Annotated in this window: 19 protein-coding genes; 12 read left to right on the forward strand and 7 right to left on the reverse strand. The window is 76.1% G+C overall.

What is annotated here, in order from left to right; all coding sequences use genetic code 11:
- The first annotated feature begins 108 nt into the window (after window positions 1-108).
- The 3 genes from ACFVVU_RS33390 (at window position 109) to ACFVVU_RS33400 (ending at window position 2,668) form a co-directional block, all read left to right on the forward strand.
- Complete coding sequence (locus ACFVVU_RS33390) at window positions 109-1,119, forward strand: zinc metalloprotease (RefSeq protein WP_387793808.1); 1,011 nt, start codon at window positions 109-111, stop codon at window positions 1,117-1,119.
- Between the two features lie 190 nt (window positions 1,120-1,309).
- On the forward strand, window positions 1,310-1,789 hold the full coding sequence (locus ACFVVU_RS33395) for a universal stress protein (protein ID WP_380680731.1): 480 nt from the start codon (window positions 1,310-1,312) through the stop codon (window positions 1,787-1,789).
- Window positions 1,790-1,837: 48 nt separating this feature from the next.
- Window positions 1,838-2,668 (forward strand): DNA-formamidopyrimidine glycosylase family protein, encoded by an 831-nt coding sequence (locus ACFVVU_RS33400; RefSeq protein ID WP_387793809.1) that lies wholly within the window; start codon window positions 1,838-1,840, stop codon window positions 2,666-2,668.
- 44 nt (window positions 2,669-2,712) lie between these two features.
- Here the strand turns inward: ACFVVU_RS33400 and ACFVVU_RS33405 are convergent, their stop codons facing one another.
- The 3 genes from ACFVVU_RS33405 to ACFVVU_RS33415 form a co-directional block, all read right to left on the reverse strand.
- The gene (locus ACFVVU_RS33405) at window positions 2,713-3,348 is read right to left on the reverse strand and encodes a uridine kinase (protein WP_387793810.1); all 636 of its coding nucleotides are present in this window, start codon (window positions 3,346-3,348) and stop codon (window positions 2,713-2,715) included.
- Between the two features lie 61 nt (window positions 3,349-3,409).
- Complete coding sequence (locus ACFVVU_RS33410) at window positions 3,410-4,705, reverse strand: PQQ-binding-like beta-propeller repeat protein (RefSeq protein ID WP_387793811.1); 1,296 nt, start codon at window positions 4,703-4,705, stop codon at window positions 3,410-3,412.
- Between the two features lie 140 nt (window positions 4,706-4,845).
- Window positions 4,846-5,184: a DUF4326 domain-containing protein gene (locus ACFVVU_RS33415; protein ID WP_380680743.1), complete on the reverse strand. Its 339-nt coding sequence runs from the start codon at window positions 5,182-5,184 to the stop codon at window positions 4,846-4,848.
- A gap of 93 nt (window positions 5,185-5,277) precedes the next feature.
- Here ACFVVU_RS33415 and ACFVVU_RS33420 point away from each other — a divergent pair, with 93 nt between their 5' ends.
- The 6 genes from ACFVVU_RS33420 to ACFVVU_RS33445 all read left to right on the forward strand — a co-directional run bounded on the left by ACFVVU_RS33420 (window position 5,278) and on the right by ACFVVU_RS33445 (window position 13,710).
- The gene (locus tag ACFVVU_RS33420; protein WP_387793812.1) at window positions 5,278-7,812 is read left to right on the forward strand and encodes a SpoIIE family protein phosphatase; all 2,535 of its coding nucleotides are present in this window, start codon (window positions 5,278-5,280) and stop codon (window positions 7,810-7,812) included.
- Between the two features lie 125 nt (window positions 7,813-7,937).
- Window positions 7,938-9,695 (forward strand): sensor histidine kinase, encoded by a 1,758-nt coding sequence (locus tag ACFVVU_RS33425; RefSeq protein WP_380680749.1) that lies wholly within the window; start codon window positions 7,938-7,940, stop codon window positions 9,693-9,695.
- Between the two features lie 86 nt (window positions 9,696-9,781).
- A complete protein-coding gene (locus ACFVVU_RS33430) occupies window positions 9,782-10,450 on the forward strand; it encodes a response regulator (RefSeq protein WP_380680752.1) in 669 nt (222 codons plus the stop codon).
- 649 nt (window positions 10,451-11,099) lie between these two features.
- Window positions 11,100-11,933, forward strand: coding sequence for a transglycosylase family protein (locus ACFVVU_RS33435; protein WP_387793813.1), 834 nt, complete (start codon window positions 11,100-11,102; stop codon window positions 11,931-11,933).
- A 254-nt stretch (window positions 11,934-12,187) separates the two neighbouring features.
- Entirely contained in the window at window positions 12,188-12,943 is a 756-nt protein-coding gene (locus ACFVVU_RS33440; protein ID WP_387793814.1) for an SDR family NAD(P)-dependent oxidoreductase, read from the forward strand.
- A gap of 167 nt (window positions 12,944-13,110) precedes the next feature.
- Window positions 13,111-13,710 carry a TIGR03086 family metal-binding protein gene (locus ACFVVU_RS33445; protein ID WP_380685131.1) on the forward strand — a complete coding sequence of 200 codons (600 nt, stop codon included), beginning with the start codon at window positions 13,111-13,113 and terminating at the stop codon, window positions 13,708-13,710.
- A gap of 13 nt (window positions 13,711-13,723) precedes the next feature.
- On the opposite strand, the gene ACFVVU_RS33450 is transcribed toward ACFVVU_RS33445, so the two are convergent.
- Both ACFVVU_RS33450 and ACFVVU_RS33455 read right to left on the reverse strand, forming a co-directional pair.
- The gene (locus ACFVVU_RS33450; RefSeq protein ID WP_387793815.1) at window positions 13,724-14,902 is read right to left on the reverse strand and encodes an alpha/beta hydrolase; all 1,179 of its coding nucleotides are present in this window, start codon (window positions 14,900-14,902) and stop codon (window positions 13,724-13,726) included.
- Window positions 14,903-15,041: 139 nt separating this feature from the next.
- Window positions 15,042-15,710, reverse strand: a complete 669-nt coding sequence (locus ACFVVU_RS33455; RefSeq protein ID WP_387793816.1) for a TetR family transcriptional regulator — start codon at window positions 15,708-15,710, stop codon at window positions 15,042-15,044.
- Between the two features lie 95 nt (window positions 15,711-15,805).
- Between ACFVVU_RS33455 and ACFVVU_RS33460 the strand changes: the two genes are divergently transcribed.
- Complete coding sequence (locus tag ACFVVU_RS33460) at window positions 15,806-16,819, forward strand: alcohol dehydrogenase catalytic domain-containing protein (RefSeq protein ID WP_387793817.1); 1,014 nt, start codon at window positions 15,806-15,808, stop codon at window positions 16,817-16,819.
- 60 nt (window positions 16,820-16,879) lie between these two features.
- Window positions 16,880-17,191 carry a hypothetical protein gene (locus tag ACFVVU_RS33465; protein WP_387793818.1) on the forward strand — a complete coding sequence of 104 codons (312 nt, stop codon included), beginning with the start codon at window positions 16,880-16,882 and terminating at the stop codon, window positions 17,189-17,191.
- Between the two features lie 33 nt (window positions 17,192-17,224).
- Here ACFVVU_RS33465 and ACFVVU_RS33470 read toward each other — a convergent pair whose 3' ends face one another.
- Window positions 17,225-17,695 (reverse strand): (2Fe-2S)-binding protein, encoded by a 471-nt coding sequence (locus ACFVVU_RS33470; protein ID WP_380685138.1) that lies wholly within the window; start codon window positions 17,693-17,695, stop codon window positions 17,225-17,227.
- Between the two features lie 62 nt (window positions 17,696-17,757).
- Window positions 17,758-20,361: a molybdopterin cofactor-binding domain-containing protein gene (locus ACFVVU_RS33475; RefSeq protein WP_387793819.1), complete on the reverse strand. Its 2,604-nt coding sequence runs from the start codon at window positions 20,359-20,361 to the stop codon at window positions 17,758-17,760.
- Between the two features lie 141 nt (window positions 20,362-20,502).
- On the opposite strand from ACFVVU_RS33475, the gene ACFVVU_RS33480 reads away from it, so the two are divergent.
- Window positions 20,503-21,798, forward strand: a complete 1,296-nt coding sequence (locus ACFVVU_RS33480; RefSeq protein WP_387793820.1) for an MFS transporter — start codon at window positions 20,503-20,505, stop codon at window positions 21,796-21,798.
- The last annotated feature ends 48 nt before the right edge of the window (window positions 21,799-21,846 follow it).

Genomic DNA, 21,846 nt, shown 5'->3' on the forward strand with positions numbered 1-21,846 from the left:
GCTCCAGGCCTGAACCTGTCTGACGCGTACACGCAACCCTGCGTAGCCTGTGGCACACGGTGGCCCCCCCTCGACCGCCGTCCCCCCACAACCTCCTCGGGAGCGCAGATGCGTCGTTCCGCCCGTGTCCCCTCGCGTGCCACCAGTCGATTCCTCGGCGCGGCGGCCGTCGTCGCCGCCCTCGGCCTCACCCAGTTCGTGGCGCCCACCGCGCTCACCGCCGCCGGCGCGCCCGCCCAGGGGCCGTCCGCCACCGCCTGCACCGGTGACACCTCCCAGGACGCCGCGGCCCGCAAGCCCGCCGGCAGCCCCGGCGGTCACGAGCCCAACGCCGTCACCGACGCCCAGGCCAACGCGATGGACACGGACCTGAAGGCCCGGCTCGGCCAGCTGGCGCAGACCCCGCAGAGCGGCGCGCTGGTCGCCCCCGGCACGCTGGCCGCCACCACGACCATCCCGGTGTACGTGCACGTCGTGCACTCCGGCAGCACCGGCAAGCTGTCGGCCGCGACCATCGCCCAGCAGATCGACGTCCTCAACGCCGCGTACGGCGGCCAGGGCGCCGGCAACACCGCGAGCCAGTTCCGCTTCCAGCTGGCCGCCACCGACTACACCGACAACGCCACCTGGTACAACGGCGTGGCTCCGGGCTCCACCACCGAGAAGGCGATGAAGACCGCGCTGCGCAAGGGCGGCGCCGGTGCCCTCAACCTCTACAGCGCCAAGCTCGGCCAGTCGCTGCTCGGCTGGGCGACCTTCCCCAGCTCCTACAAGTCCAACCCGACCGACGACGGCGTGGTGATCCTGGACTCCTCGTTCCCCGGCGGCTCGGCCGCCAACTACAACGAGGGCGACACCGCCACCCACGAGGTCGGCCACTGGCTCGGGCTCTACCACACCTTCCAGGGCGGCTGCAGCGGCCAGGGCGACTACGTCGCCGACACCCCCGCCGAGGCGAGCGCCGCCTACCAGTGCCCGGCCGGCCGGGACACCTGCACGTCCCCCGGCCTCGACCCGATCCACAACTTCATGGACTACACCTACGACTCCTGCATGACCCAGTTCACCCCCGGCCAGGTCGCCCGGATGTCCAACTCCTGGGCCGCCTACCGGGCCTGACGGTCCCCGCGCGGGGAGCCGAGACCCTGGCGGGTGCGCGGCGAGCACGCCGCGCACCCGCCAGTACCAGTTTCGGAGGTGTGCGAACCGATCGGCGCGGCAATTAGCTGACAAATGCCCCAGTTGATCTATGTTTGGAGGGCAAGGCAGCACGTCGAGCACAACAGCACGTCGAGCAAGGAGCAGCGGCATGGCCAACAGCGCGAACCCCAGGATCGTCGTCGGTGTCGACGGCTCGCCCGCCTCGGAACGGGCACTGCGCTGGGCGGTCGACTACGCCCGGCTGACCGGTGGCACCGTCCACGCCATCGCCGCCTGGGAGTACCCGGCGTTCTACGGCTGGGCCGGCGCGAGCGTGCCCGCCCCCGAGTTCAACCCCGAGGAGCTGGCCGGCAAGACCCTCTCCGACACCGTCACCAGGGTCGTCGGCAAGCAGCCCGAGGTGCGGATCACCGAGTCGGTGAAGCCCGGCAACGCCGCCCAGGCGCTGCTGGAGGCCTCGCGCGGTGCCGCGCTGGCCGTGGTCGGCAGCCGCGGTCTCGGCGGATTCACCGGCGCCCTGCTCGGCTCGGTCAGCCGCCACCTCACCGAGCACGCCCCCTGCCCGGTGGTCGTGGTCCGCCACGGCGTGGGCGGCGAGGAGGGCGACGGCGCCGCCGCTGTCGAGTAACCGGCCGATCGGCTGCGGCGGGCCGTCGCGCGGAGGGAGGATGGAGGCATGCCGGAAGGTGACTCCGTCTACCGCGCGGCGGCCCGCCTGCACGCCGCGCTCGCCGGCCAGGTGCTGACCACCGGCGAGCTGCGGGTGCCCGCCCACGCCACCGCCGACCTCGCCGGGCGCCGGGTGCTGGAGGTCGCCCCGCGCGGCAAGCACCTGCTCACCCGCCTCGAAGGCGGCCTCACCCTGCACACCCACCTGCGGATGGACGGCCGCTGGGTGCTCTTCCGCCCCGGCGAGCGCTGGACCGGCGGGCCGTCGCACCAGATCCGCGCCGTCCTCGGCACCGAGCGGGGAACCGCCGTCGGCTACCGGCTGCCCGTCGTCGAACTGCTGCGCACCGCCGACGAGCAGCGCGCCGTCGGCCACCTCGGACCGGACCTGCTCGGGCCCGACTGGGACCCGGCCGAGGCCGCCCGCCGGCTGCTCGCCCACCCCGGCAGGCCGGTCGCCGAGGCCCTGCTCGACCAGCGCAACCTGGCCGGCGTCGGCAATGTGTACGCCAACGAGCTCTGCTTCCTGGCCGGCGTCACCCCATGGACGCCGGTCGGCGAACTGGCGAGTGCCGACCGGCTGGTGGCCCGCGCCCACCAGCTGCTGGACGCCAACCGGCTGCGCTCCGGCCACGTCACCACCGGCGACACCCGGCACGGCCACCAGCAGTGGGTCTACGGTCGGGCCGGGCGGCCCTGCGCGCGCTGCGGCGCCACGGTGCTGACGGCGCGGCACGGGACGGCGGAGCGGGAGCGGTCGGCGTACTGGTGTCCGTCCTGCCAGCGCGGCCCCGCCCCGGAGGCCCGGCCCGGACCGCCCGGACGGCGCGGGCGCTGAGGACCGTTCGGGCGGCCGGACCGGTGGTCGGGTGGGACCGGTGATCAGGCGGGTTCCACCAGGGCCGGGTGGCGCGGGTCGTCGCAGCGGACGGTGAGGTCGGCCGCCTCCGCCGGTACGGTCTCGGCCTCGTAGCGGGCGAACGCGGGCAGTGTCCACCGCTCCTCCGGCGCGGTCCGCCGGGCCAGCGCCGCCGGGGAGAGCGCCAGGTGCACCGTCAGCTCCAGCGGCAGCCACCGGCCGAGCAGCAGCGCACCGTCCAGCAGCAGCACCCCGCCGGGCGCCAGCTCGGTGTAGCGCGCGCGGGTGGCGCGGTCCGTCACCGGGTCCCACAGCGAGGGCAGCACCCGGCCGCTGCCGCCCGGCTCCAGCGGGTCCAGCACCTCGCGCAGCAGCGCGCCGTCGTCCAGCCAGAGGTCGTGGAAGGCGTCCGCGTCGTGCCGGCCGTACTCCAGCCGCACCGAGGACGGGCGCAGGAAACCCGCCGCCGGAACCCGCAGGGTCGGGAAGCCGCGCAGCCGCAGCGGCTCGACCAGGGCGTCCGCGAGCGCCCCGGGCCCGGCGGCCGCGGCGCCGTCCACTGCCACCCGCAGCCGGCGCTCGCCGGCCCCGGGCAGCGCGGCGATCCGGTCGGCGAGCAGTTCGACGAGCCGGTCGGGCGAGATCGGGCGAATCGGCACGGCATCATCCTGGGTCGGGGGGACGGGTGGGGCGGCGCTCGTCGTCGAACACCCCGGACGTTCAGGGCACCGGCAGCGCGCCCAGACAGTAGAGCGTGCTGTCGTGGCCCGCGAAGAGCCGGGTGCCGTCGCTGGCCACCGACCAGACATCGACGCCGGGGCCGGAGTCGGCGAAGGTCGTGAACGTCCGGCCGGTCTCCGTCTCGACGAACTGGACGCCCGCGTCGGCCGGGCCCGGTACCACCAGGGTCGTACTGGTCAGCAGCGGGCGGCAGCGCCGGTCGAGCCGGAACGGCAGCTGGAGCTGCCAGACCTGCTCGCCGCCGTCCGCCGCGTGTGCGGTGACCAGCCCGTCGTCCCGCAGCACGTACACCCGGAAGTCGTCGCTCATCGGCGGCAGGGCCCGCCACTGCTCGCCGGGCCGGGGCTGCACCGACCAGCGCGGGGTGCCGTCCGCCAGCCGCAGCGCGCGGACCCCGCCCGCCCCGGCCGGCAGGTAGACGTGCCGCTGGTCGACGGCCGCCCAGGAGGTGCCGGTGTTCTCGGCGGACCAGAGCCGGCCGCCGGTGGTGCCGTCCAGCAGCGAGACGCCGGCGGACGGATCGGCGCCCCAGGCGAGCAGCCGTCCGATGCCGGCGTCGAGCACGGCGATCGAGGTCTCGTCGCGGTCGGCGGCCGGGCGGGACCAGAGCAGGCCCGTGCCGTTGGCGCTCATCGCGAACAGGTTGCGGCTCAGGACGCCCCTGGCGGTGACCGAGCCGTACACCTTGTCGCCGTCGCAGCCGTACACGGTGATCTGGTCGCCCAGCTCCGGTGGCAGCGGCAGGCTCCAGCCGGCGGTGGGGCCCACCAGCGTCCGGGCGTCGACGTGGCCCGGTGAGGCGGTGAACAGCCGGCCGGCGCCGAGGACCAGCGGGGAGTCGTCCGGAAAGCCCTTCGGGGGGCTCACCCCGACGGTGGCGGTCACGGCGCCGGTCTCCGGGTCGAGCAGGCGCACACCGCTGCGGGTGAGGTAGGCGGGCGCGAACAGCCGGCCGCTCTGCCGGCCGGGCGTCATCGGCTCGGGGCCCCGGTAGACCCACGCCGGCTCCGGGCCGACCACCCGGGTGGGCAGCGGCTGAGGCTTCGGCGGTGCGGGATCCGACCCGCCGATCGCCCGGGACACCCCCCAGACGGCGGCGCCCGCGGCGAGCACCCCGGCTCCGGTCAGCAGCCCGCGCCGGCTCAGCCGGGGCCCGTCCCCGTCCGCACCCCCGCTCACCACATCACCGGGCGCACCGGTGGCGCGGCCCTCGTCCTCCCCGTCCCACTGCCAGGACGCCTCGCCCGCCGAACGATCGGCCGGTGTGGACCCCATGCTTCGCCACTCGTCTCCCCCGGGGCAGCGGTCTGCGCTGCGCTGTCCAGGGAGAATACCCAAGCGACCTCGCGCCCCTGCTCCGGTGGAACGCCCCCGCCCGCCCGCACGGCCGCGGTCGGCCCGGGCCGAGCGGGCGGTCAGGAAGGCGCGCCGTGGTCGGCGAGGTCGGCCAGGACGTCGGCGTGGCAGGGGAGCGGGGCGCACCAGCAGCCGAGGCGGTGGCCGCGCAGCCCGGGGACGAGGGACAGCAGCTCCGGGCGGGCGAGGAGGTGGGCGCGGTACCTGACCAGCATCTCCTCGCGCGAGAGGTCCGGGCCGGGGCGGTACGGGCAGTGCAGCGGGGACTCGGCGAGCTGCCAGCCGCCGCGGTGCATCGCCCGGCCGACGTAGACCACGTCGTCGAACGCGGGGTCGTCGCGGTGGCCCTTCAGGTTGACCACGGTGGTCGGACCGGGGCGGGAGGCGCGGGACGTCATGGGGTCGATGGTGGCGCAGCCGGGGCCGGCGGGCACCCCGGGGCGGGCGGGGCTCGCCTTGACAGCCCCCGGGCCCCGGCGTAGCAAGAGAGGATGCGCGAGGGTGTGCCGGCGGACCCGCCCGGTCCGCGACCGAGCGGCGGCGGTGCCCGGGCGGTGGGACCCGGTCCGCACCGCCTGCGCCCGCGCGCCGAGCCGTCCCCGGACGAGCAGGCGGTCCGCGACCGGGACGCCCTGCTGACCTCCGCCGTGCGCACGGTGCTCGGCGGCACCGACGCCCACGGCGCGACCCTCCACCTGCGCTCGCGCGACCGCCGCTCGCTGGTGCTGTGCGCCGTCGCGGGCGTGCCGCTGTCGGTCCTCGCCCCGTTCCGGCGGATCGCCGCCGCCGGGCCGCTGCCGGTCGCGGTCGGCTACCGCACCGGCCGCACGGTGCTGCTCGCCGACACCGAGGACACCATGCGCCGCTTCCCGCAGCTCGCCCTCGGCCTGCCGTACGACTTCGCCTCCGCCTGGGTGCCGGTCCGGGCGGGCGGCGAGACGTACGGGGTGCTCGGCGTGCTGTGGCCGGCCTCGGGAGACGGCGTGCCCGAGGGCGCGCGCCGCCATCTGCGCGCGGTGGCCGACCGGCTGGCCGCCGGGCTGGCCGCGCTGGAGGCGGACGGCCACGTGGTGGAGCCGAACGGCGACACCACGGTCGTCGAACTCACCCCGCCGTCGGCGCCCACCACCCGGGTGGGCCTGTTCGACTGGGACGTGCTGGCCGGCGCGGTGACCGCCGACGACCAGTTCTGCGAGATCTTCGGCCTCGCCCCCGGCGACTTCGACGGCCGCGCCGACACCCTGTCCGCCCGGATCGCCCCCGGCGACCTGCCCGAGTTCCGGGCCGCGGTGCGCGGCGCCCTCGACGGGGACCGGGTGCTCGCGGCCCGGGTACGGGTGCTGGACCGCGACGGCCACCCCTATCCCGTCGAACTCTGGGCCCGCGCGCCGCACAACGGCCCGCACACCTGGGGCCGGCTGGTCGGCGCCGTCCTCGACACCCGCACCGGCACCGCCGCGGCGGCCGCGGTCGAGCGTCTGCGCGACGGCGTCTTCTCGCTCGACCCGGACGGCCGGATCACCTACGCCAACCACAGCGTCGAGCTGCTGCTCCAGGCCCGCCGCGAGGACCTGCTCGGCCACCACCCGTGGCAGGTGCTGTCCTGGCTCTCCGACCCGGTGTACGAGAACCGCTACCGGGCCGCGCTGCTCTCCCAGCAGCCCACCGCGTTCCTCGCGCTGCGCCCGCCGGACAACTGGCTGGCGTTCTCGCTCTACCCCGACGCGCACGGCGTCACCGGCCGGGTGGTCGCCGCCGAGCCGCCCCCGGGCAGCGCCGTCCGGTCGGCCGAACCCGCCCCGCCCGGCACCTGGACCGGCCTCGGCGCCATGTACCACCTGCTCCAGCTGGCCAGCGCGCTGAGCGAGGCGGTCACCGCCCGCGAGGTGTTCCGGGCGGTGGCCGACGAGATCCTGCCAGCGCTCGGCGGCCAGGAGCTGGCCGTCTACGCCGTCCGGGAGAAGCGGCTGCACCTGGTCTCGCAGAGCGGCTACCCCGAGGGCTTCCTCGACCGCTTCGAGGGCATCCCGGTCGGCGCCAGAGTGCCCGGCGCGGAAACCCTCAGCACCGGCACCCCGATCTTCTTCGAGTCCGTCGACGAGCTGGCCGCCGCCTACCCCGGCCTCACCCTGGACGACATGGGGGCGTGGGCGTTCCTGCCGCTGATCGCCTCCGGCCACCCGGTCGGCAGCTTCATCCTCGGTTTCGACCGGCCCCGCGTCTTCACCCTGGAGGAACGCGGCCTGCTCACCGCGCTGGCCGGCTTCATCGCCCAGGCGCTGGAGCGCGCCCGGCTGTACGACGCCGAGTTCACCTTGGCCCGCGGCCTCCAGCAGGCGCTGCTGCCGCACCGGCTGCCACGCGTGGAGCGGGTCACGATCGCGGCCCGCTACCTGCCCGGCACCCAGGGCATGGAGATCGGCGGCGACTGGTACGACGCCGTGGTCACCGGCCGGGACCTCTGCCTGGTGATCGGGGACGTCGAGGGCCACAGCGTCGGCGCGGCAGCCACCATGGGCCAGCTGCGCAGCGCCGTCCGCGCCTTCACCACCGGCGGCCACCCGCCGGACGAGGTGCTGGCCCGCACCAACCAGCAGCTGCTGGACCTCGGCCCCGGGCTGCTCGCCAGCTGCTGCCTGGTCCGGCTCACTCCCGCGGCGGGCACCGCCCTGGTCGCCCGGGCCGGCCACGTGCCGCCGGTGCTGCGGCACCCGGACGGGCGCACGGAGGCGCTGGAGGTGCCGGGCGGACCGCTGCTCGGGGTGGACGGGGCCGCCGCGTACCCGGTCAGCCCGCTGACCCTGGAGCCCGGCTCGGTGCTCGCGCTGTACACGGACGGACTGGTGGAGGACCCGGCGGTGGCGATCGACGAGGGCGTGGAGCGGCTGTGCGCCGCCCTGGCGGGCCCGGACGCCGGGTGGCTGGCGGCGGAGGGGCCGGACGGGCTGGCGGAGCGGGTGCTGTACGAGCTCGGCTCGACGCACCGGGTGGACGACATCGCGCTGCTGCTCACCGCCTACCGCTGAGGCGGGCGTCGGTGGCGGCGGCCGGCCGCGGGAGGGTCGTCGGCGTGGGGAGAACGACTTTCGTCGGCCCCGGCCGCGACGAACGGTGGCGGTGCCGGGCACGGCCGCTTCGTTAGCCTCGACGGGTGAACGTCATCGCGAGAGCCTGGTCGAAGGCGGTACGGACGGCGCTGCCCGGGCCCTGGCGGGTCGGGACCGTGCTCCGTGAGGGGGTGGGCGCGCTCCTGCTCGGTGGGCTCGCCGCACTGATCGAGGTGGCCAGCCGCTCCGGTCTTGAGCTGACGATGGGGGTGGCGGTCGCCGTCCTCTTCCTGCTCCGCCGGGGCCTGCCCGCGACCGCGCTGTTGCTCGCGGCGGCGGCCAGCGGGTTCGGCGGCGGGTCGCTGCCGCTGATGGTCTGTGTCGGCTGGTCGGCCGGTGCCCGGGTGCGCCGGGTCGGGGTGCTGATCGGTTCCTTCACCGTCGGCTGGGTGGTGATGACGGCGCTGGGCGTGCTGAAGGACGCCGGGGAGCTGCCGGCCAAGGTCATCGTCGGCTTCTCGCTGGGCGGCTACCTGCTGTTCGCCGTGCTGCCCGCGCTCTGGGCCCGCTACCGGGCGCAGCGCCGGGAGCTGCTGGACGCACTGCGCGAGCGCAACGAGCAGCTGCTGCGCGAGCGCGCGATGGTCGCGCACCAGGCGCGGCTGCGCGAGCGGCACCGGATCGCCCAGGACATGCACGACAGCCTGGGCCACCAGCTGGCCCTGATCTCGGTGCACACGGGGGCGCTGGAGGTCGACCGGACCCTCACCGACCGGCAGCGGGAGGCGGTCGGGGTGCTGCGGCTGGCGGCCGTCACCGCGATGCGTGAGCTGCGCGAGGTGGTGGGGGTGCTCCACGACGAGTCGACGGCGGCGCCGTCCGGGCCGGCTGCCGGGGCGGCGGTCGGCGGCTCGCCGGCGGCGGAGGCCGGGGCCGGGGGCGCCGGGACGGGCGGGGTGGAGGGGATCGAGGGGCTGGTCTCCTCCTCCCGGGCGGCCGGCACCGTGGTCGCCCTGGTGCGGGAGGGCGAGCGCCGTCCGCTGACCGCGGTTGCCGGTCATGCGGCGTACCGGGTCGTTCAGGAAGCGCTCACCAATGCGCACAAGCACGCCCCCGGCGCGCCGATCACGGTCGCACTCCGGTACGAGCCGGACGCGCTGGTGGTGGAGGTGGTGAACCCGGCGGCGCCCGAGCCGGTGGGCGCGCGCCCCGGCGGCGCGGTGCCGGCGGTCAGCGGGGGCCAGGGGCTGACCGGTCTGCGCGAGCGGGCCAGGCTGGTGGGCGGCATGGTGCACGCCGGTCCGACGGCGGAGGCCGGGTTCCGGCTGGCGGCCGTGCTGCCCTACGAGGACGCGGAGAAACCGGCGGACACCGGGAGCGCGGTCGTGGACGCCGGCGCGGACGGCGCGTGGGGCGTAGCCGGGGTGGCGGGGGCGGAGGGGGCGCCCGCCTGGGCGCTCGACGGCGTGCCACCGGTCGGGGCGGCGCCGGGGAAGCGGCGGAGCCCGGCGCTCGGCTGTGCGGTGGGCGGCGCGGCGGTGCTGCTGGCCGTCCTCGGCCTGCTGGTCTGGGGCATCGTCGGGTTCATCCGCTCCGCCGCGGACTCCACGATGTCGCAGGCGGCGTACGAGGCGGTGCGGCTGGGGGCCCCGCAGGAGGAGGTCGAGCACCAACTGCCGCCCGGCAGCGACTTCTTCACCCAGAACCTGCGGGGCACCGGGCCCACCCCGCCGATCGGGTCGGTGTGCCGCTACTTCCTCGCCGAGGACTCCTCGGGCGGCTGGGACGAGCAGCCGGCCTACCGGTTCTGCTTCAAGGACGGGGTGCTGGTCGACAAGCAGCACTACCGGGTGAACGGCTGACCGACGCGGGTGTGAGGATGGTCCCCGGCGCCGCCGGCGGGTGCGGCGGCGCGCCGTCAGGACCAGTACTAAGGGGATGGCCAGCAGTGATCCGAGTCCTCGTCGCCGATGACGAGCCGCTCATCCGGGCCGGGATCAGGATGATCCTGTCCTCCGCCGACGACATCGACGTGGTGGCGGAGGCCGCCGACGGCCGGCAGGCGCTGGAGCTGGCCCGGGCGCACCGGGTGGACGTCGTTCTGCTGGACATCCAGATGCCGGTGATGGACGGGCTGACGGCGCTCGCCGAGCTGCCGAGGGTCGCCCCCGGCGCGCGGGCGCTGATCCTCACCACCTTCGGGGAGCGCGAGAACGTGTTGCGCGCCGTGAGTGACGGCGGTGCGGGCTTCCTGCTGAAGGACACCGCGCCCGGTGAGCTGATCCAGGCCGTCCGGGCGGCGGCCACCGGGCAAGCCTTCCTGTCGCCGGCCGCGACCCGGCACATCGTGGACTCGCTGGCGGGCGGACAGGCCGGGCCGGCCGCGGCCCGCGGGGCGCGGGCCCGGCAGCGGCTGGAGGTGCTGACCGAGCGGGAGCTGGAGGTCCTGGCGCTGCTCGGCGAGGGGCTGTCCAACGCGGACGCCGGTGCCCGGATCCACATGAGCGAGGCGACGGTGAAGACGTACGTCAGCCGGATCCTGGCCAAGCTGGGGTGCGACAACCGGGTGCAGGCGGCGCTGCTGGCCCGGGACGCGGGGCTGGACGGCGTCGGCTGAGGCGGGGTGCCGGGGGGCACGTCGGCATCGGACCGGGGGCAACGGCGGGCTGACGGCCCGTTCGGTCCGTGCGCGGACGGGTCGTGTGCCATGCGCTGAGCGATTTTTTGCTCACTCGCCGTAATGGGAGTGGTGAACGCCACATCGACGGCGGGTGGAATCGGGAACTCCGATCGGCGTGATGACGGTGCGTCAGATGGTCGTGGCGATTTGTCGATGATGCGGGCGGCCGGGCGGCCGGCCGGGTGTGAGTGACGGCACGGAAGACGACCGTTTGGGCCGGGAAATCCGGTCAAAGCCGGTCGTTTCCCGGTCGGTTACATGATCGATACCGCCGGTAACAGTCAACTGACCTGCGGCATCCAAGAATTGCTTGATGCCGCCCGGTGGGCGCCCTTAGCTTCTTTGGCGGTGCAACGAGCACCACCCGGGTTCACCCCCGATGCACGGCCCGCCGGTCGACCACCGGCGCGAGGGCGGTGCCCGTCGACGCGACAGGCTCGAACAGGCCGTCGGCGAGCGGAGGGTGGCCGGGGCGGCACGGCACGTCGGACGCGTGCCCGGCCGCCCACCGAGTGAGGGAGCGACAGCCGGCCCCGGCAGGGGCCTGGTTCCGCACGCCTACCCGGGGCTTGTCGAGAGGAATTCCATGAATCCCCGTCACGAGACCGCCGCTTCCACCACCGTCGACAGCACCACCACCGGCACCAACGGCACCGCCAGGCGCAACCGGGTCCGGCTCGCTGTCGTGGCGGGCGCCGCCGTGGCGCTGCCGGTGGCCGGCCTCGTCACGGCCACCTCGGCCGCTGCCGCCCCCGCCTCGTCCTGGGACGCCGTCGCCCGGTGCGAGAGCGGCGGCAACTGGGGCATCAGCACCGGCAACGGCTTCTACGGCGGACTCCAGTTCACCCCCTCCACCTGGCGGTCGTACGGCGGCACCGCGTACGCCCCGCAGGCCCACCAGGCGAGCCGGGAGCAGCAGATCTCGGTCGCCGAGAAGGTCCTCGCCAAGCAGGGCCCGGGCGCCTGGCCGGTCTGCTCGGCGAAGGCGGGCCTCAGCCGCGGCGGCGCGCCGGCCGCCGTCGCCGACGCGCCCGACACCTCCGACGCGCCCGCCCCGGCGCAGCAGCCGGCCAAGCAGGCCCCGGCCAAGACCCCGGCCAAGTCCCCCGCCAAGGCACCGGCCCAGGGCCAGAAGCCGACCTCCCGCAAGGCGCCGGGCACCCCGTCCCAGGCCCCGTCGCAGGGCGCAGCGAAGCCCGCGGCCCCCGCTGCCGCGCCCGCCGCGCCCGCCGCGCCCGCCGCGCCCGCCGCGCCCGAGAAGAACCCCGCGAGCGGCGGCTACACCGTCAGGAGCGGTGACACGCTGAGCGGCATCGCGGCCAAGTTCGGCCTCGACCCGGCCGGGCTGCACGCCCGCAACATCAAGGCGATCGGCGCCAACCCGAACCTGATCTTCCCCGGCCAGACCCTGTCCTTCTGACACCGTCCGCCGTCCCCCGTTCCACCGAGCGATCAGCACTCCCCGGCACCCCCTGCCCGGGGTCCCGTGCGGCCACCCCTTGCCCCAGGGGTGGCCGCACGGCTCGTCGTGGGCCGTTGCCGTGGGCCGTCCGGAGGTGCGCCGACCGGCGGTGGTTGAACGTTGAACGCGGCGTCCGAATACCGCCGGACTCGGGGGCGGCGCGGGCTGAGGATCGAGTCATGTCCGCGAACGACCTGAGGAGTTCTGACGATATGACGACGACCACGCTCGCGAAGCTCGACGGCAAGGTGGCCCTGGTGACCGGCGGCAGCCGCGGCATCGGGGAGGCCGTGGCGCTGCGGCTCGCCGAGGACGGCGCCGACGTGGCGGTGACCTACCTGGGCAGCGCCGAACGGGCCGAGGCGGTCGCGGCCAAGATCACCGCGATGGGCCGGCGCGGCTGGGCGGTCCGGGCCGACAGCGCGGACCCGCAGGAGGTGAGCGCCGCCGTCGAGGCGGTCGCCGAGCGGTTCGGACGGCTCGACATCCTGGTCAACAACGCCGGGGCGGGCTTTGTCGCCCCGATCGAGGAGACCGGTCCGGCCGACGTCGACCGGGTGCTGGAGGTCAACGTCCGCGCGCCGTACCTGTACGCCCGGGCCGCCGTGGCCCACCTGGCCGAGGGCGGCCGGATCGTGACCGTCGGCAGCTGCATGGCCAAGCGGGCCGCCTTCCCGGGCGGCAGCCTCTACGCGACCAGCAAGGCCGCCATGATCGGGCTCACCAAGGCGCTGGCCCGTGAGCTGGGCCCGCGCGGGATCACCGTCAACGTGGTCCACCCCGGCCCGATCGACACCGACATGAACCCGGCCGACGGGCCGTCGGCCGGGTTCCAGGCCGGCTTCACCGCGCTCGGCGGCTTCGGGCGCCCGGCCGACGTCGCCGCGACCGTCGCGCACCTGGCGGGCGCGGAGGGCCGCTACATCACCGGCGCGGAGATCGCGGTGGACGGCGGCTTCGCCGCCTGACCCGGTGGCCGGCGGCCGGTTCGGGGTGTTGCTCCGGGCCGGCTGTCGGTGCCCGCGTTTACGATCGGCCGGTCCGACCGCGGGTGCGGGCGCGCGTCCGCGGCGCGCGCCGGCGCCCGGGTCCCGAGTGAGGGGCCGGTGCGGCCCCGACGACGGAGAGGTGCGTCATGACCGGAGTGGAAGACCCGATCGAGCTGCTCGCCCGGGCCCTCGCGCAGACCGCCGGCCTGATCGACGGGGCCGGGGTCGAGCAGGCCGGCCACCCGACCGCCTGCCGCTCGTGGGACGTCGGGCAGCTGGTCGGCCACCTGCTGCACGACCTGCGGCAGTTCACCGTCCGGGCGGAGGGCGGCACACCCGACTGGTCGGAGCCCTTCGAGCGGGTCGAGGAGGACTGGCTGCACCGCTTCGAGGCCGGTGCCGAGCGGCTGGTGGCCGCCTGGCGCGAGGCCGGGGACCTCGACGGCGTCATCGAGGTCCCCGGCGTCGGCGAGCTGCCGGCCCGCTTCCCGGTGGACCAGCAGATCGCCGAGTTCGCCGTGCACGCCTGGGACCTGGCCCGCGCCACCGGCCAGTCCACGGCGGGGCTGGACCACGAGGTCGCCGAGGCCTCGCTCGCCTGGGGGCGCGGCGCGCTGCGGCCGGAGTACCGGGGGAGCGAGGAGGAGCGGCACGCCTTCGGCCCGGAGGTCGCGGTCGCCGAGGACGCGCCGGTGTACGACCGGCTCGCCGGCTTCTTCGGCCGCGACCCGGAGGCCGCCGCGTAGGGAGAGAGGCGGCTCAGCCGCGGCTCCAGACGAAGGAGATCTCCGGGTGGCGCGGGGAGGGGGCGTCCAGCAGCGGCGACGGGCGCCCGCGCAGGAACCGGTCGAAGTGCGCGCGCACATAGGCGCGGGCCAGCGCGGTGGAACGGGCCGGGGCGATGGTGCCGAACAGCGCGGAGTAGAGCTCCGGCGACATGCGGTCGGCGGCGTGGCCCGGCCCGGCCGAGTACGGCCGGTCGGTGAAGCTGAGGTGACCGGAGTCGCGCTGGCGCAACTGCCGTCCCCAGCCCTGCTGGTGGGAGCGCCAGCGCCGCCAGGTGTAGTGGTCGGCCAGGGCGGTGAGCAGCAGGAACGGCCGGTCCAGCCCCTCGTCCGCGACCGGCGAGCCGAAGAAGCCGCCGTCCATGTCGAGCCCGGCGGCGAAGCGGCGGTCCTGCCGCACGGCCTCGGCGGCGGCCGCGCCGCCCATCGAGTGGCCGAACACGCCGATTCGCCGCGGGTCGGCGCACGGCAGTCCCGGGTGCCGGAGCGCCGGCCCGCCGCCGGTCAACTCCGTGGTGACGAAGCGGAGATCGGCCACCCGGGCGGAGACCTCCTGCTGCTCGGCGGCGTCCCAGTCGGCCGGCTCGTCCTCCAGCGCGCTGCGCACCACCCGGCCGTCCGGGAACTCGACGGCGGCCGCGTCGTAGGTGTGGTCGAGGGAGGCGACCAGATAGCCGTGCGCCGCCAAGTCCTCCGCCAGCGCGGTGCAGTTGCTGCGCCCGCCCTTCCGGCCGTGGCCGAGCAGCAGCAGCGGAAGCGCGCCCGGGAGCGCCGGCGCGCCGAGCCGCGCCGTGGGGCGCATCCGGGTGAGGGTGCCCGGGTCCAGGAAGGAGTCCTGCTCCATCACCTCCGCCTCGCGTGCCGTGGCGTACGGCGCACGCGGGCGCCCGGCGGCGCCCGCCGCGGGGTACCAGAGCTGAACCATCAGTTCGCGCGGCCGGGGCGTGGGGGCGAACGGGTCCTGCCGGTTCCCGTCGACCAGGTGCAGCGACACCGTGCCGACCGGGTGCCCCACGGTCGGCGCCGGAAGGTCGATCGGCGCCGGGGCGCCACCGGGCCCGGGTGCGGCCCCGACGGCCGAGGCCGGCAGCGCGAGCGCCACGCCTCCCAACCCCGCAGCGGTCAGCAGCGAACGGCGCCGGATCATCGTCATCCACCCCTCGGGTCAACGGTCGTGACGTCGGATCACCCTAGGTGGGGCCGGTCGTCGGCGGCTAGGGGCGTCTCACGGACCGTCGCCGGTCGCCCGTCGGCCGCTGTCGGCCGTTCGCCGTCCGTCGGGGGCGGGCGGGTCAGGCGGAGGTGAGGGCGAGGCGGATCCAGCGCTGGGCCTCGGCGGTGGCGCGGTCGAGGGCGAGCACCCCGGGAGCGGTGGCGGCCTGGACGATCAGGCCCTTGAGCAGGCCGACCACCGCCGTCGCGGCTGCCTCCGGGTCGACCTCCGGCCGGACCTCGCCGACGGCCGCGCCCTGGCGGATCACCTCGGCCACCCAGCCGCGCATCCGGGCGTCCAGACGGGCGACGGCGTCGGTGAGTTCGGAGGAACCGGCGAGCGCCTCGGCGCCCAGGACGACGAACGCCCGGCCGAGGTCGGTCGGGTGGCGCACCCCGTCGAGGCAGGCGGCCCGCGCGAAGGCGCACAGCTCCTGCACGGCGCCCGCGCCGCTGCGCTCCGGCGCGGCGGCGGCCATCGCCTCGGCGAGCGCCTCCTCCTGGAGCCGGGCCAGCAGGGCGCCCTTGGAGCCGAAGTAGTGCGAGGCCAGGCCCCGGCTGAAGCCGGCCTCCTCGCCGACCCGGGCGAGGGTCACCCCGGCGCTGCCGTGCTCGGCGACCAGGCGCGCGGCGGCGGCGAGCAGCGCGTGCTCGGCGCGCGCGCGGCGCTCGGCCTGGGTGCGGCGCGGCGGCTCGGGCCGGTCGGCCGGTGCGGGGGAGGACTCCGTCGGGGAAGCGTGCGTGGACATACCACCATGCTAGGGTGGAACTTGCTTGTTGAACAACAAGTAAGTTGGATGGTGCGGCCCGCCGACCGTGCCACCCCCTGCGAAAGGGAACCGGGATGACCGCCACGATGCTCGCCGGCCGGCTCGACGTCGCGAAGGGCGCCTTCGCCGTCGAGGAGGTGCCCGTGCCCACGCCGGGGCCGGGCCAGGTCCTCATCAAGGTCGGCGCCGCCGGCGTCTGCCTCTCCGACGTTCACCTGATCGAGGGCATGCTCAAGCCGCTGCACCTGCGGGGCGACAAGGTCACCCTCGGCCACGAGGTCGCGGGCACCGTGCACGTCCTGGGCGAGGGCGTCACCGGCGCCGCGGTCGGTGACCGGGTGCTGCTCCAGGCCGGGGAGATCCGGGACGGCGTCGTCCTCACCCGGGGCGTCGACTACGACGGCGGCTGGGCCGAGTACGCCCTGGCCACCGTGGAGACCCTGGTGCCGATCCCCGACGAGCTGCCGTTCGAGCAGGCCTGCTTCATCCCGGACGCGGTCTCCACCCCGTGGGCCGCGATCACCGGCACCGGCGCCGTCCGCCCGGCCGAGGCCGTCGGCGTCTGGGGCGTGGGCGGGCTCGGTGCCCACGGCGTCCAGCTGCTGCGCGGCATCGGCGCCCACCCGATCGTGGCGGTCGACCCGCTGCCCGCCGCCCGTGAGCGGGCGCTCGCCTTCGGCGCCGACGCCGCCCTCGACCCGGGCGACCCGGAGTTCGCCGACCGGCTGCGCGCCGCGACCCGGGGCCGCCCGCTGGCCGCCGCGTTCGACTTCGCCGGGGTCGCCCCGGTCCGCGAGCAGGCGATGGCCGCGCTCGGCGAGCACGGCCGCCTGGTGCTGGTCGGCCTGACCAACCAGCCGCTGACGATCACCAACGGCACCCTGGTCAGCTACCTGCGCCAGCAGATCCGCGGCCACTACGGCTCGGAGGGCAAGGACGTGGTCGACCTGGTCGACCTGGTCCGCGGCGGCCGTCTGGAGTTCTCCCGCTCGGTCAGCGGTACCTTCCCGCTGGCCGAGGCCGCCGAGGCGGTCGAGGCCCTGGAGCAGAAGAAGGGCAACCCGATCCGGCTGGTGCTCGTCCCCTGACGGGCCCGGTGGCGTAGCCTCCCCCCGTGGTGCGCGAAGCACCGCGGGGGGAGGCGTCGCATGCTCGGATGGTGGTTCGTGGTCACGGCTCCGGCCGTGGGGGACGGTGCGGGCGAGGCGCTCGCCAAGTGGGAGACCGGTCTCGGCGGTCTCGACTGGATCGCGGCCCTGGCCGCGGCCGGCCGGGCCGAACAGCTGCGGTTCGACGGCTACCCGCTGCGCTACGCCGTCCGGGCCGAGGAGGTCCTGCCGCTGCTGGCCGACGGCTCGGTGTTCGGCGCCGGCCACCGGCCGCGAGAGCTGCACGCCGAGGCGGTGGCCGGCTGCCCGCCGGACGCGCTGCTGACCGTCGACGCCTGGGACCAGTCCTGACCCGGTGGTTCGGCCACCCGCTCGGCCGGTCGCTCAGCCGCCCGCGGCGGTGGTGCGGGCGGCGGCCCGCTTGATGGCCTCGCGGATCCGCGGATAACTGCCGCAGCGGCAGATGTTCTGGATCCGGTCGATGTCGGCGTCGGTCGGCGCCGGGTTGCGGCGCAGCAGGGCGACCGCCGTCATGATCTGGCCGGGCTGGCAGAAGCCGCACTGGGCGACGTCGCACTCCAGCCAGACCTCCTGGACGGGGTGCAGGGTGTCGCCGTCGGCGAGGCCCTCGATGGTAGTGACCCGACGGTCCGCGCAGTCCTTGACCGCCACGATGCAGGGCTGGATCTCCTCGCCGTCCAGGTGGCTGGTGCAGGCGCGGCAGACGCCGACCCCGCAGCCGTACTTGGGACCGGTGACGCCGAGCTTGTCGCGCAGCACCCAGAGCAGCGGCATGTCGTCCGGTGCCTCGACGGTGACCGGCCGGCCGTTGAGGACGAAGGTGTGGCTGGGCATGGGAGGGCGGGTTCCTCGGGGTCGGCGGGCGGGGGCGTGGGGCGGGGACACTCTGCTGGTGGTCAGAAGTTGATCGGGAAGGAGCGCGGGCCGGTACCGGTCGCCCGGGCGTAGGCGTTGGCCACCGCGGCGGAGGCCGCCGGGACGCCGAGTTCGCCCGCGCCGCCCGGCGGTCCGCTCGGCGGCAGCAGGTGGATCTCGACCACCGGCGGGCTGTGCTTCTGCCGCGCGTAGTGGAAGTCGCCGTAGCTGCCCTCGCGGACGGCGCCGTGGTCGATGTGGTTGCCGGCCTGCAGGATCACCGAGATGCCGTCGATCAGCGCGCCGGTCAGCTGGGCCTCCAGGCCGGTCGGGTTGATCACCGTGCCGAGGTCGGCGGCGATCACCGCCTTGGTGACCCGGGGCTGGGTGGGCTCCGAGGCGTCGAGTTCGACCAGGTAGGCGGTGCGGCCGCCGTTCTCGGCGTGGTAGCCGACGCCCTGGGCCTGGCCGGCCGGCATGGCGCGGCCCCACCGGCCGGCCCGGGCGACCGTGTCGAGGACGGCCCGCCCGGCCGGGTCGCGCAGCCGGGCGCGGCGGAAGGCGACCGGGTCCTGACCGAAGCGGCGGGCCAGCTCGTCGGTCATGATCTCGTCGGCCACCCGCACGGTGCCGGAGTAGACGGAGCGCCAGCTGCCGGTCGGGATCCTCAGCGGCACCTCGGCGAGCACCTGGGTGGGGACTCCGACGTCGTACGGGTTGCTCTGGCTGAGCAGGAAGAACGCCTGGGCGACGGAGAGCCCGGCGACCTCCAGCTGGAAGCCGGCGGCGGTGAGCGCCTCGCCGAGGCCGTGGCCGAAGTCGGTCGTCACGGTGGCGGCGCGGTGCTCGTAGCTGAGCACCTGGCCGAGGCCGTAGGTGGCGCGGACGCGGTGGTGGGTGGCGGGGCGCATCCGGCCGTGCCGCATGTCGTCGTTGCGGGTCCACATCAGCTTGACCGGGCGGCCGGCCGCGCGGGAGATCCGGGCGGCCTCCAGCGCGGCGTCGTAGAACAGCCGGCGGCCGAACGATCCGCCGCCGCGCACCACGTGCACCGTCACCGCGTCCTGCGGCAGGCCGAGTTCGGCGGCGATGGTCTGCTGCGCGACGATCGGGGTCTGCGCGGCGAACCAGAGCTCGGCGCGGTTCGCACGGACGTCGGCGATCGCCGTCAGCACCTCCATCGGCGCGTGGTTGACGAAGGCGAAGTCGAACTCGCCGTCCACGTACTGGGTGAGCAGCGGGGGCACCAGGAACGGGGCGTGGGCGGCGCGCAGCCGCTGCCTGATGTCGGCGTCGGAGAGCGCGGCCACCGGGCCGGGATGCCAGCTGGTGCGCAGCGCGTCGCGGGCCCTGAGCGCCTGGTCGAACGTTTCGGCGAGGACGGCGACCCCGGTCGGGACCGTCACCACGGCGAGCACGCCGGGCATCGCGCGGGCGGCGGAGGCGTCCAGGGTGGCCAGGGTGCCGTTGATGGTGGTCGGGCGGGCGACCACGGTCGGCACCGCGCCGGGAACGGCGAGGTCGCCGGCGTACTTGGCGCGGCCGGTGACGATGTCGCGGGCGTCGATCCGGCCGGTGGGGCGGCCGATCACCCGGCGCTGCTCGGCGGGCTTGGGGGTGGCGGGGAGGGCGGGCACCGCGATGTCGGCGGCCGCGACGGCGAGTTCGCCGTAGCCGGCCCGGCGGCCGTCGGGGGCGAGCACGGCGGAGTCGGCGGTGCGCAGGGTGCCGGCCGGCAGCGACCAGCGCCGGGCGGCCGCGGTGACCAGCCGGGCGCGGGCGGCGGCGGCCACGGCGCGCACCGGGTCGTACAGCGTGCGGACCGAGTTGGAGGCGCCGGTGAGCTGGTTGAACAGCAGGTCGGGGCGGCTGTCGGAGAGCGGGACCTCGACATCGGCGAGGCGGGCGTCGAGCTCCTCGGCCACCATCATCGCGACCGTGGTGGTGAGGCCCTGGCCGACCTCCAGCCGGGGCAGGTGGAGGACGGCGCGGCCGGCGGCGGTGATCTCCAGGACGAGCAGGTGCGAGGTGGGCAGCCCGGCGAGCTGGAGCGCCTGGCCGAGGTCGACGATGTCCGGGATGCCGGGCAGTCCGAGCAGCGGGGCCGGGGCGGTGGACTGCCGCGCGGGTACCGCCGCCTCGGCGGCCCGGGCGGTGGCGGGCGCGGCGGCGTCGAGGCCGGCCCGGGCGGCGACGGTGAGGGTCGGCGCGGCGAGCAGGTACGTCAGGAAGCGGCGGCGGTCCGTGGCGGCGGGCCGCCGCTCGGCGGCGGGGCCCGGGTCGCCCGGGGGCGCGGTGGAGGTGCTGATGGGAGAGCCCTTCTCGCCGGGTGACGGCTTCCGCCGGACGGGAGCCGCGACGCTCCCGCCCCGGTGCCGGACGGCGCTCGCGGGGCGTGCACGTCTTGGTCGTGTCCACGATCGCGAACGAGAACGCGGACGAGCATAGGAGGGCCCTACTGGCCGGTCAACACGGCTTTCCGGGACGGGATCGGACAGCCGGGGGAGGGGATCGGACAGCTGAGCGGACGTCGGACGGGACGGACACGGAGGGCGCGGTCCGCGCCGGGTACGGCGCGGCGTGGAGCCGTCCGGCGGTCCGCGCCCCGGGGGCGCGCGTCCGGCCGAGGGGGCGGACGGGGGCACCGGCGGGCGCCGGGGGGTGTCCCGGGCGCCCCGAGGTGCCGAAGTGGCCCAAGATCATCGATGATCACTGGCCCTGTCGAATGGTCCGCCGGTGTTCGAGACTGGGGGTCCCACACCGCCCGCCACCGTCCAGGGAGTACCGTGCCGTTCCGCCTCCGTCCCGCCTCCCCGGCCCAACGCAAGCTCGCCGTCGCACAGTTGGTGAGCGCGATCGGCGACGGCGCGTACTACACCAGCTCGGCGCTGTACTTCACCCGGATCGTCGGCCTCTCGCCCACCCGGCTCGGCCTCGGCCTCGCGGTGGCCTGGGCGATCGGCTCGCTCGCCGGGGTGCCGCTCGGCCACCTCGCCGACCGGCGCGGACCGCGCGGCACGGCGGCGGCGCTCGCCCTCGGCACGGCCGTGGTGGTGGCCGCCTTCCTGACGGTCCGCTCCTTCCTGCCGTTCCTGGCCGCCGCCTGCCTCTACGCGACCGCCCAGTCCGGGCTGGGCGCGGCCCGGCAGGCGCTGGTCGGCGGGCTGGTCCCGGAGGGGGAGCGGACGGCGGCGCTGGCCCGGCTGCAGGCCACGCTCAACGCCGGGCTGGCGGTGGGCGCCGCGCTCGGCGGCGTCGCGCTGACCGTCGGGACCGGGGCCGCCTTCCGCGCCGCGTTCGCGCTCACCGCCCTGGGCTTCCTGACGACGGGTCTGCTCCTGCTGCGGCTGCCGGTCGTGCCCGGGTCGGCGCCCGCGGCGGCGTCCGCGTCGGCCCCGGCCACGTCGCGGACCGTCCCCGGCCGCCCGGCCCGGGACGGCGGGTTCGCGGTCCTGGCGGACCGCCGGTACGTGGTCGTGGCGCTGGTCAACACCGTGCTGCTGCTGCGGATGCCGCTGCTCAGCCTGGTGATCCCGCTGTGGATCGCCGACCGGGCCCCGCAGCTCGGCTGGCTCGGCTCGGGCCTGTTCGTGCTCAACACCCTCGGTGTGACGCTCTTCCAGGTCCGCACCGCCCGCGCCGTCACCGGACTGCGCTCGGCCGCCCGGACCGTCCGGCAGGCCGGGGCGGTGCTGCTCGCCTCGTGCGCGGTCTTCGCGCTGTCCGCCGCGGCGGTCCCGCTCTGGGCGACGGCGGCGCTGCTGGTGGCCGGGGCGGTGCTCCAGGTGGTCGGCGAGATGAAGCAGTCCGCCGGGTCCTGGCAGATCGCCTTCGACCTCGCCCCGGCCGACCGGCTCGGCCAGTACCAGGGCTTCTTCGGCACCGGCGTGGCGGTGGCCCGCACGGCCGGACCGCTGCTGCTGACCACGCTGCTGCTGGACGGCGGCGGCCCGGGCTGGCTGCTGCTCGGCGGGCTCTTCCTGGCCGCCGGCTGCGCGATGGGCCCGGCCGTGCGCCGGGCCGAGCGCGACCGCCCGTGGCGGACGCCGGTCACCACCGGGGCGCTCACCGAGGCCTGCTGAGACCCATGACGGCCTGCCAGAGCATACGGTGAATGATGATCTTCAGCC

Origin of the sequence: Kitasatospora sp. NPDC057965, assembly GCF_042887135.1 — a bacterium.
In the GTDB taxonomy this organism is placed as follows: domain Bacteria; phylum Actinomycetota; class Actinomycetes; order Streptomycetales; family Streptomycetaceae; genus Kitasatospora.

Excerpts from the sequence above, each read along its gene's own strand:
- ACFVVU_RS33390 (WP_387793808.1), top strand. The coding sequence starts at position 109 with ATGCGTCGTTCCGCCCGTGTCCCCTCGCGTGCCACCAGTCGATTCCTC.
- ACFVVU_RS33395 (WP_380680731.1), top strand. The coding sequence starts at position 1,310 with ATGGCCAACAGCGCGAACCCCAGGATCGTCGTCGGTGTCGACGGCTCG.
- ACFVVU_RS33400 (WP_387793809.1), top strand. The coding sequence starts at position 1,838 with ATGCCGGAAGGTGACTCCGTCTACCGCGCGGCGGCCCGCCTGCACGCC.
- ACFVVU_RS33410 (WP_387793811.1), bottom strand. The coding sequence starts at position 4,705 with ATGGGGTCCACACCGGCCGATCGTTCGGCGGGCGAGGCGTCCTGGCAG.
- ACFVVU_RS33415 (WP_380680743.1), bottom strand. The coding sequence starts at position 5,184 with ATGACGTCCCGCGCCTCCCGCCCCGGTCCGACCACCGTGGTCAACCTG.
- ACFVVU_RS33420 (WP_387793812.1), top strand. The coding sequence starts at position 5,278 with ATGCGCGAGGGTGTGCCGGCGGACCCGCCCGGTCCGCGACCGAGCGGC.
- ACFVVU_RS33435 (WP_387793813.1), top strand. The coding sequence starts at position 11,100 with ATGAATCCCCGTCACGAGACCGCCGCTTCCACCACCGTCGACAGCACC.
- ACFVVU_RS33440 (WP_387793814.1), top strand. The coding sequence starts at position 12,188 with ATGACGACGACCACGCTCGCGAAGCTCGACGGCAAGGTGGCCCTGGTG.
- ACFVVU_RS33445 (WP_380685131.1), top strand. The coding sequence starts at position 13,111 with ATGACCGGAGTGGAAGACCCGATCGAGCTGCTCGCCCGGGCCCTCGCG.
- ACFVVU_RS33450 (WP_387793815.1), bottom strand. The coding sequence starts at position 14,902 with ATGACGATGATCCGGCGCCGTTCGCTGCTGACCGCTGCGGGGTTGGGA.
- ACFVVU_RS33455 (WP_387793816.1), bottom strand. The coding sequence starts at position 15,710 with ATGTCCACGCACGCTTCCCCGACGGAGTCCTCCCCCGCACCGGCCGAC.
- ACFVVU_RS33460 (WP_387793817.1), top strand. The coding sequence starts at position 15,806 with ATGACCGCCACGATGCTCGCCGGCCGGCTCGACGTCGCGAAGGGCGCC.
- ACFVVU_RS33465 (WP_387793818.1), top strand. The coding sequence starts at position 16,880 with ATGCTCGGATGGTGGTTCGTGGTCACGGCTCCGGCCGTGGGGGACGGT.
- ACFVVU_RS33470 (WP_380685138.1), bottom strand. The coding sequence starts at position 17,695 with ATGCCCAGCCACACCTTCGTCCTCAACGGCCGGCCGGTCACCGTCGAG.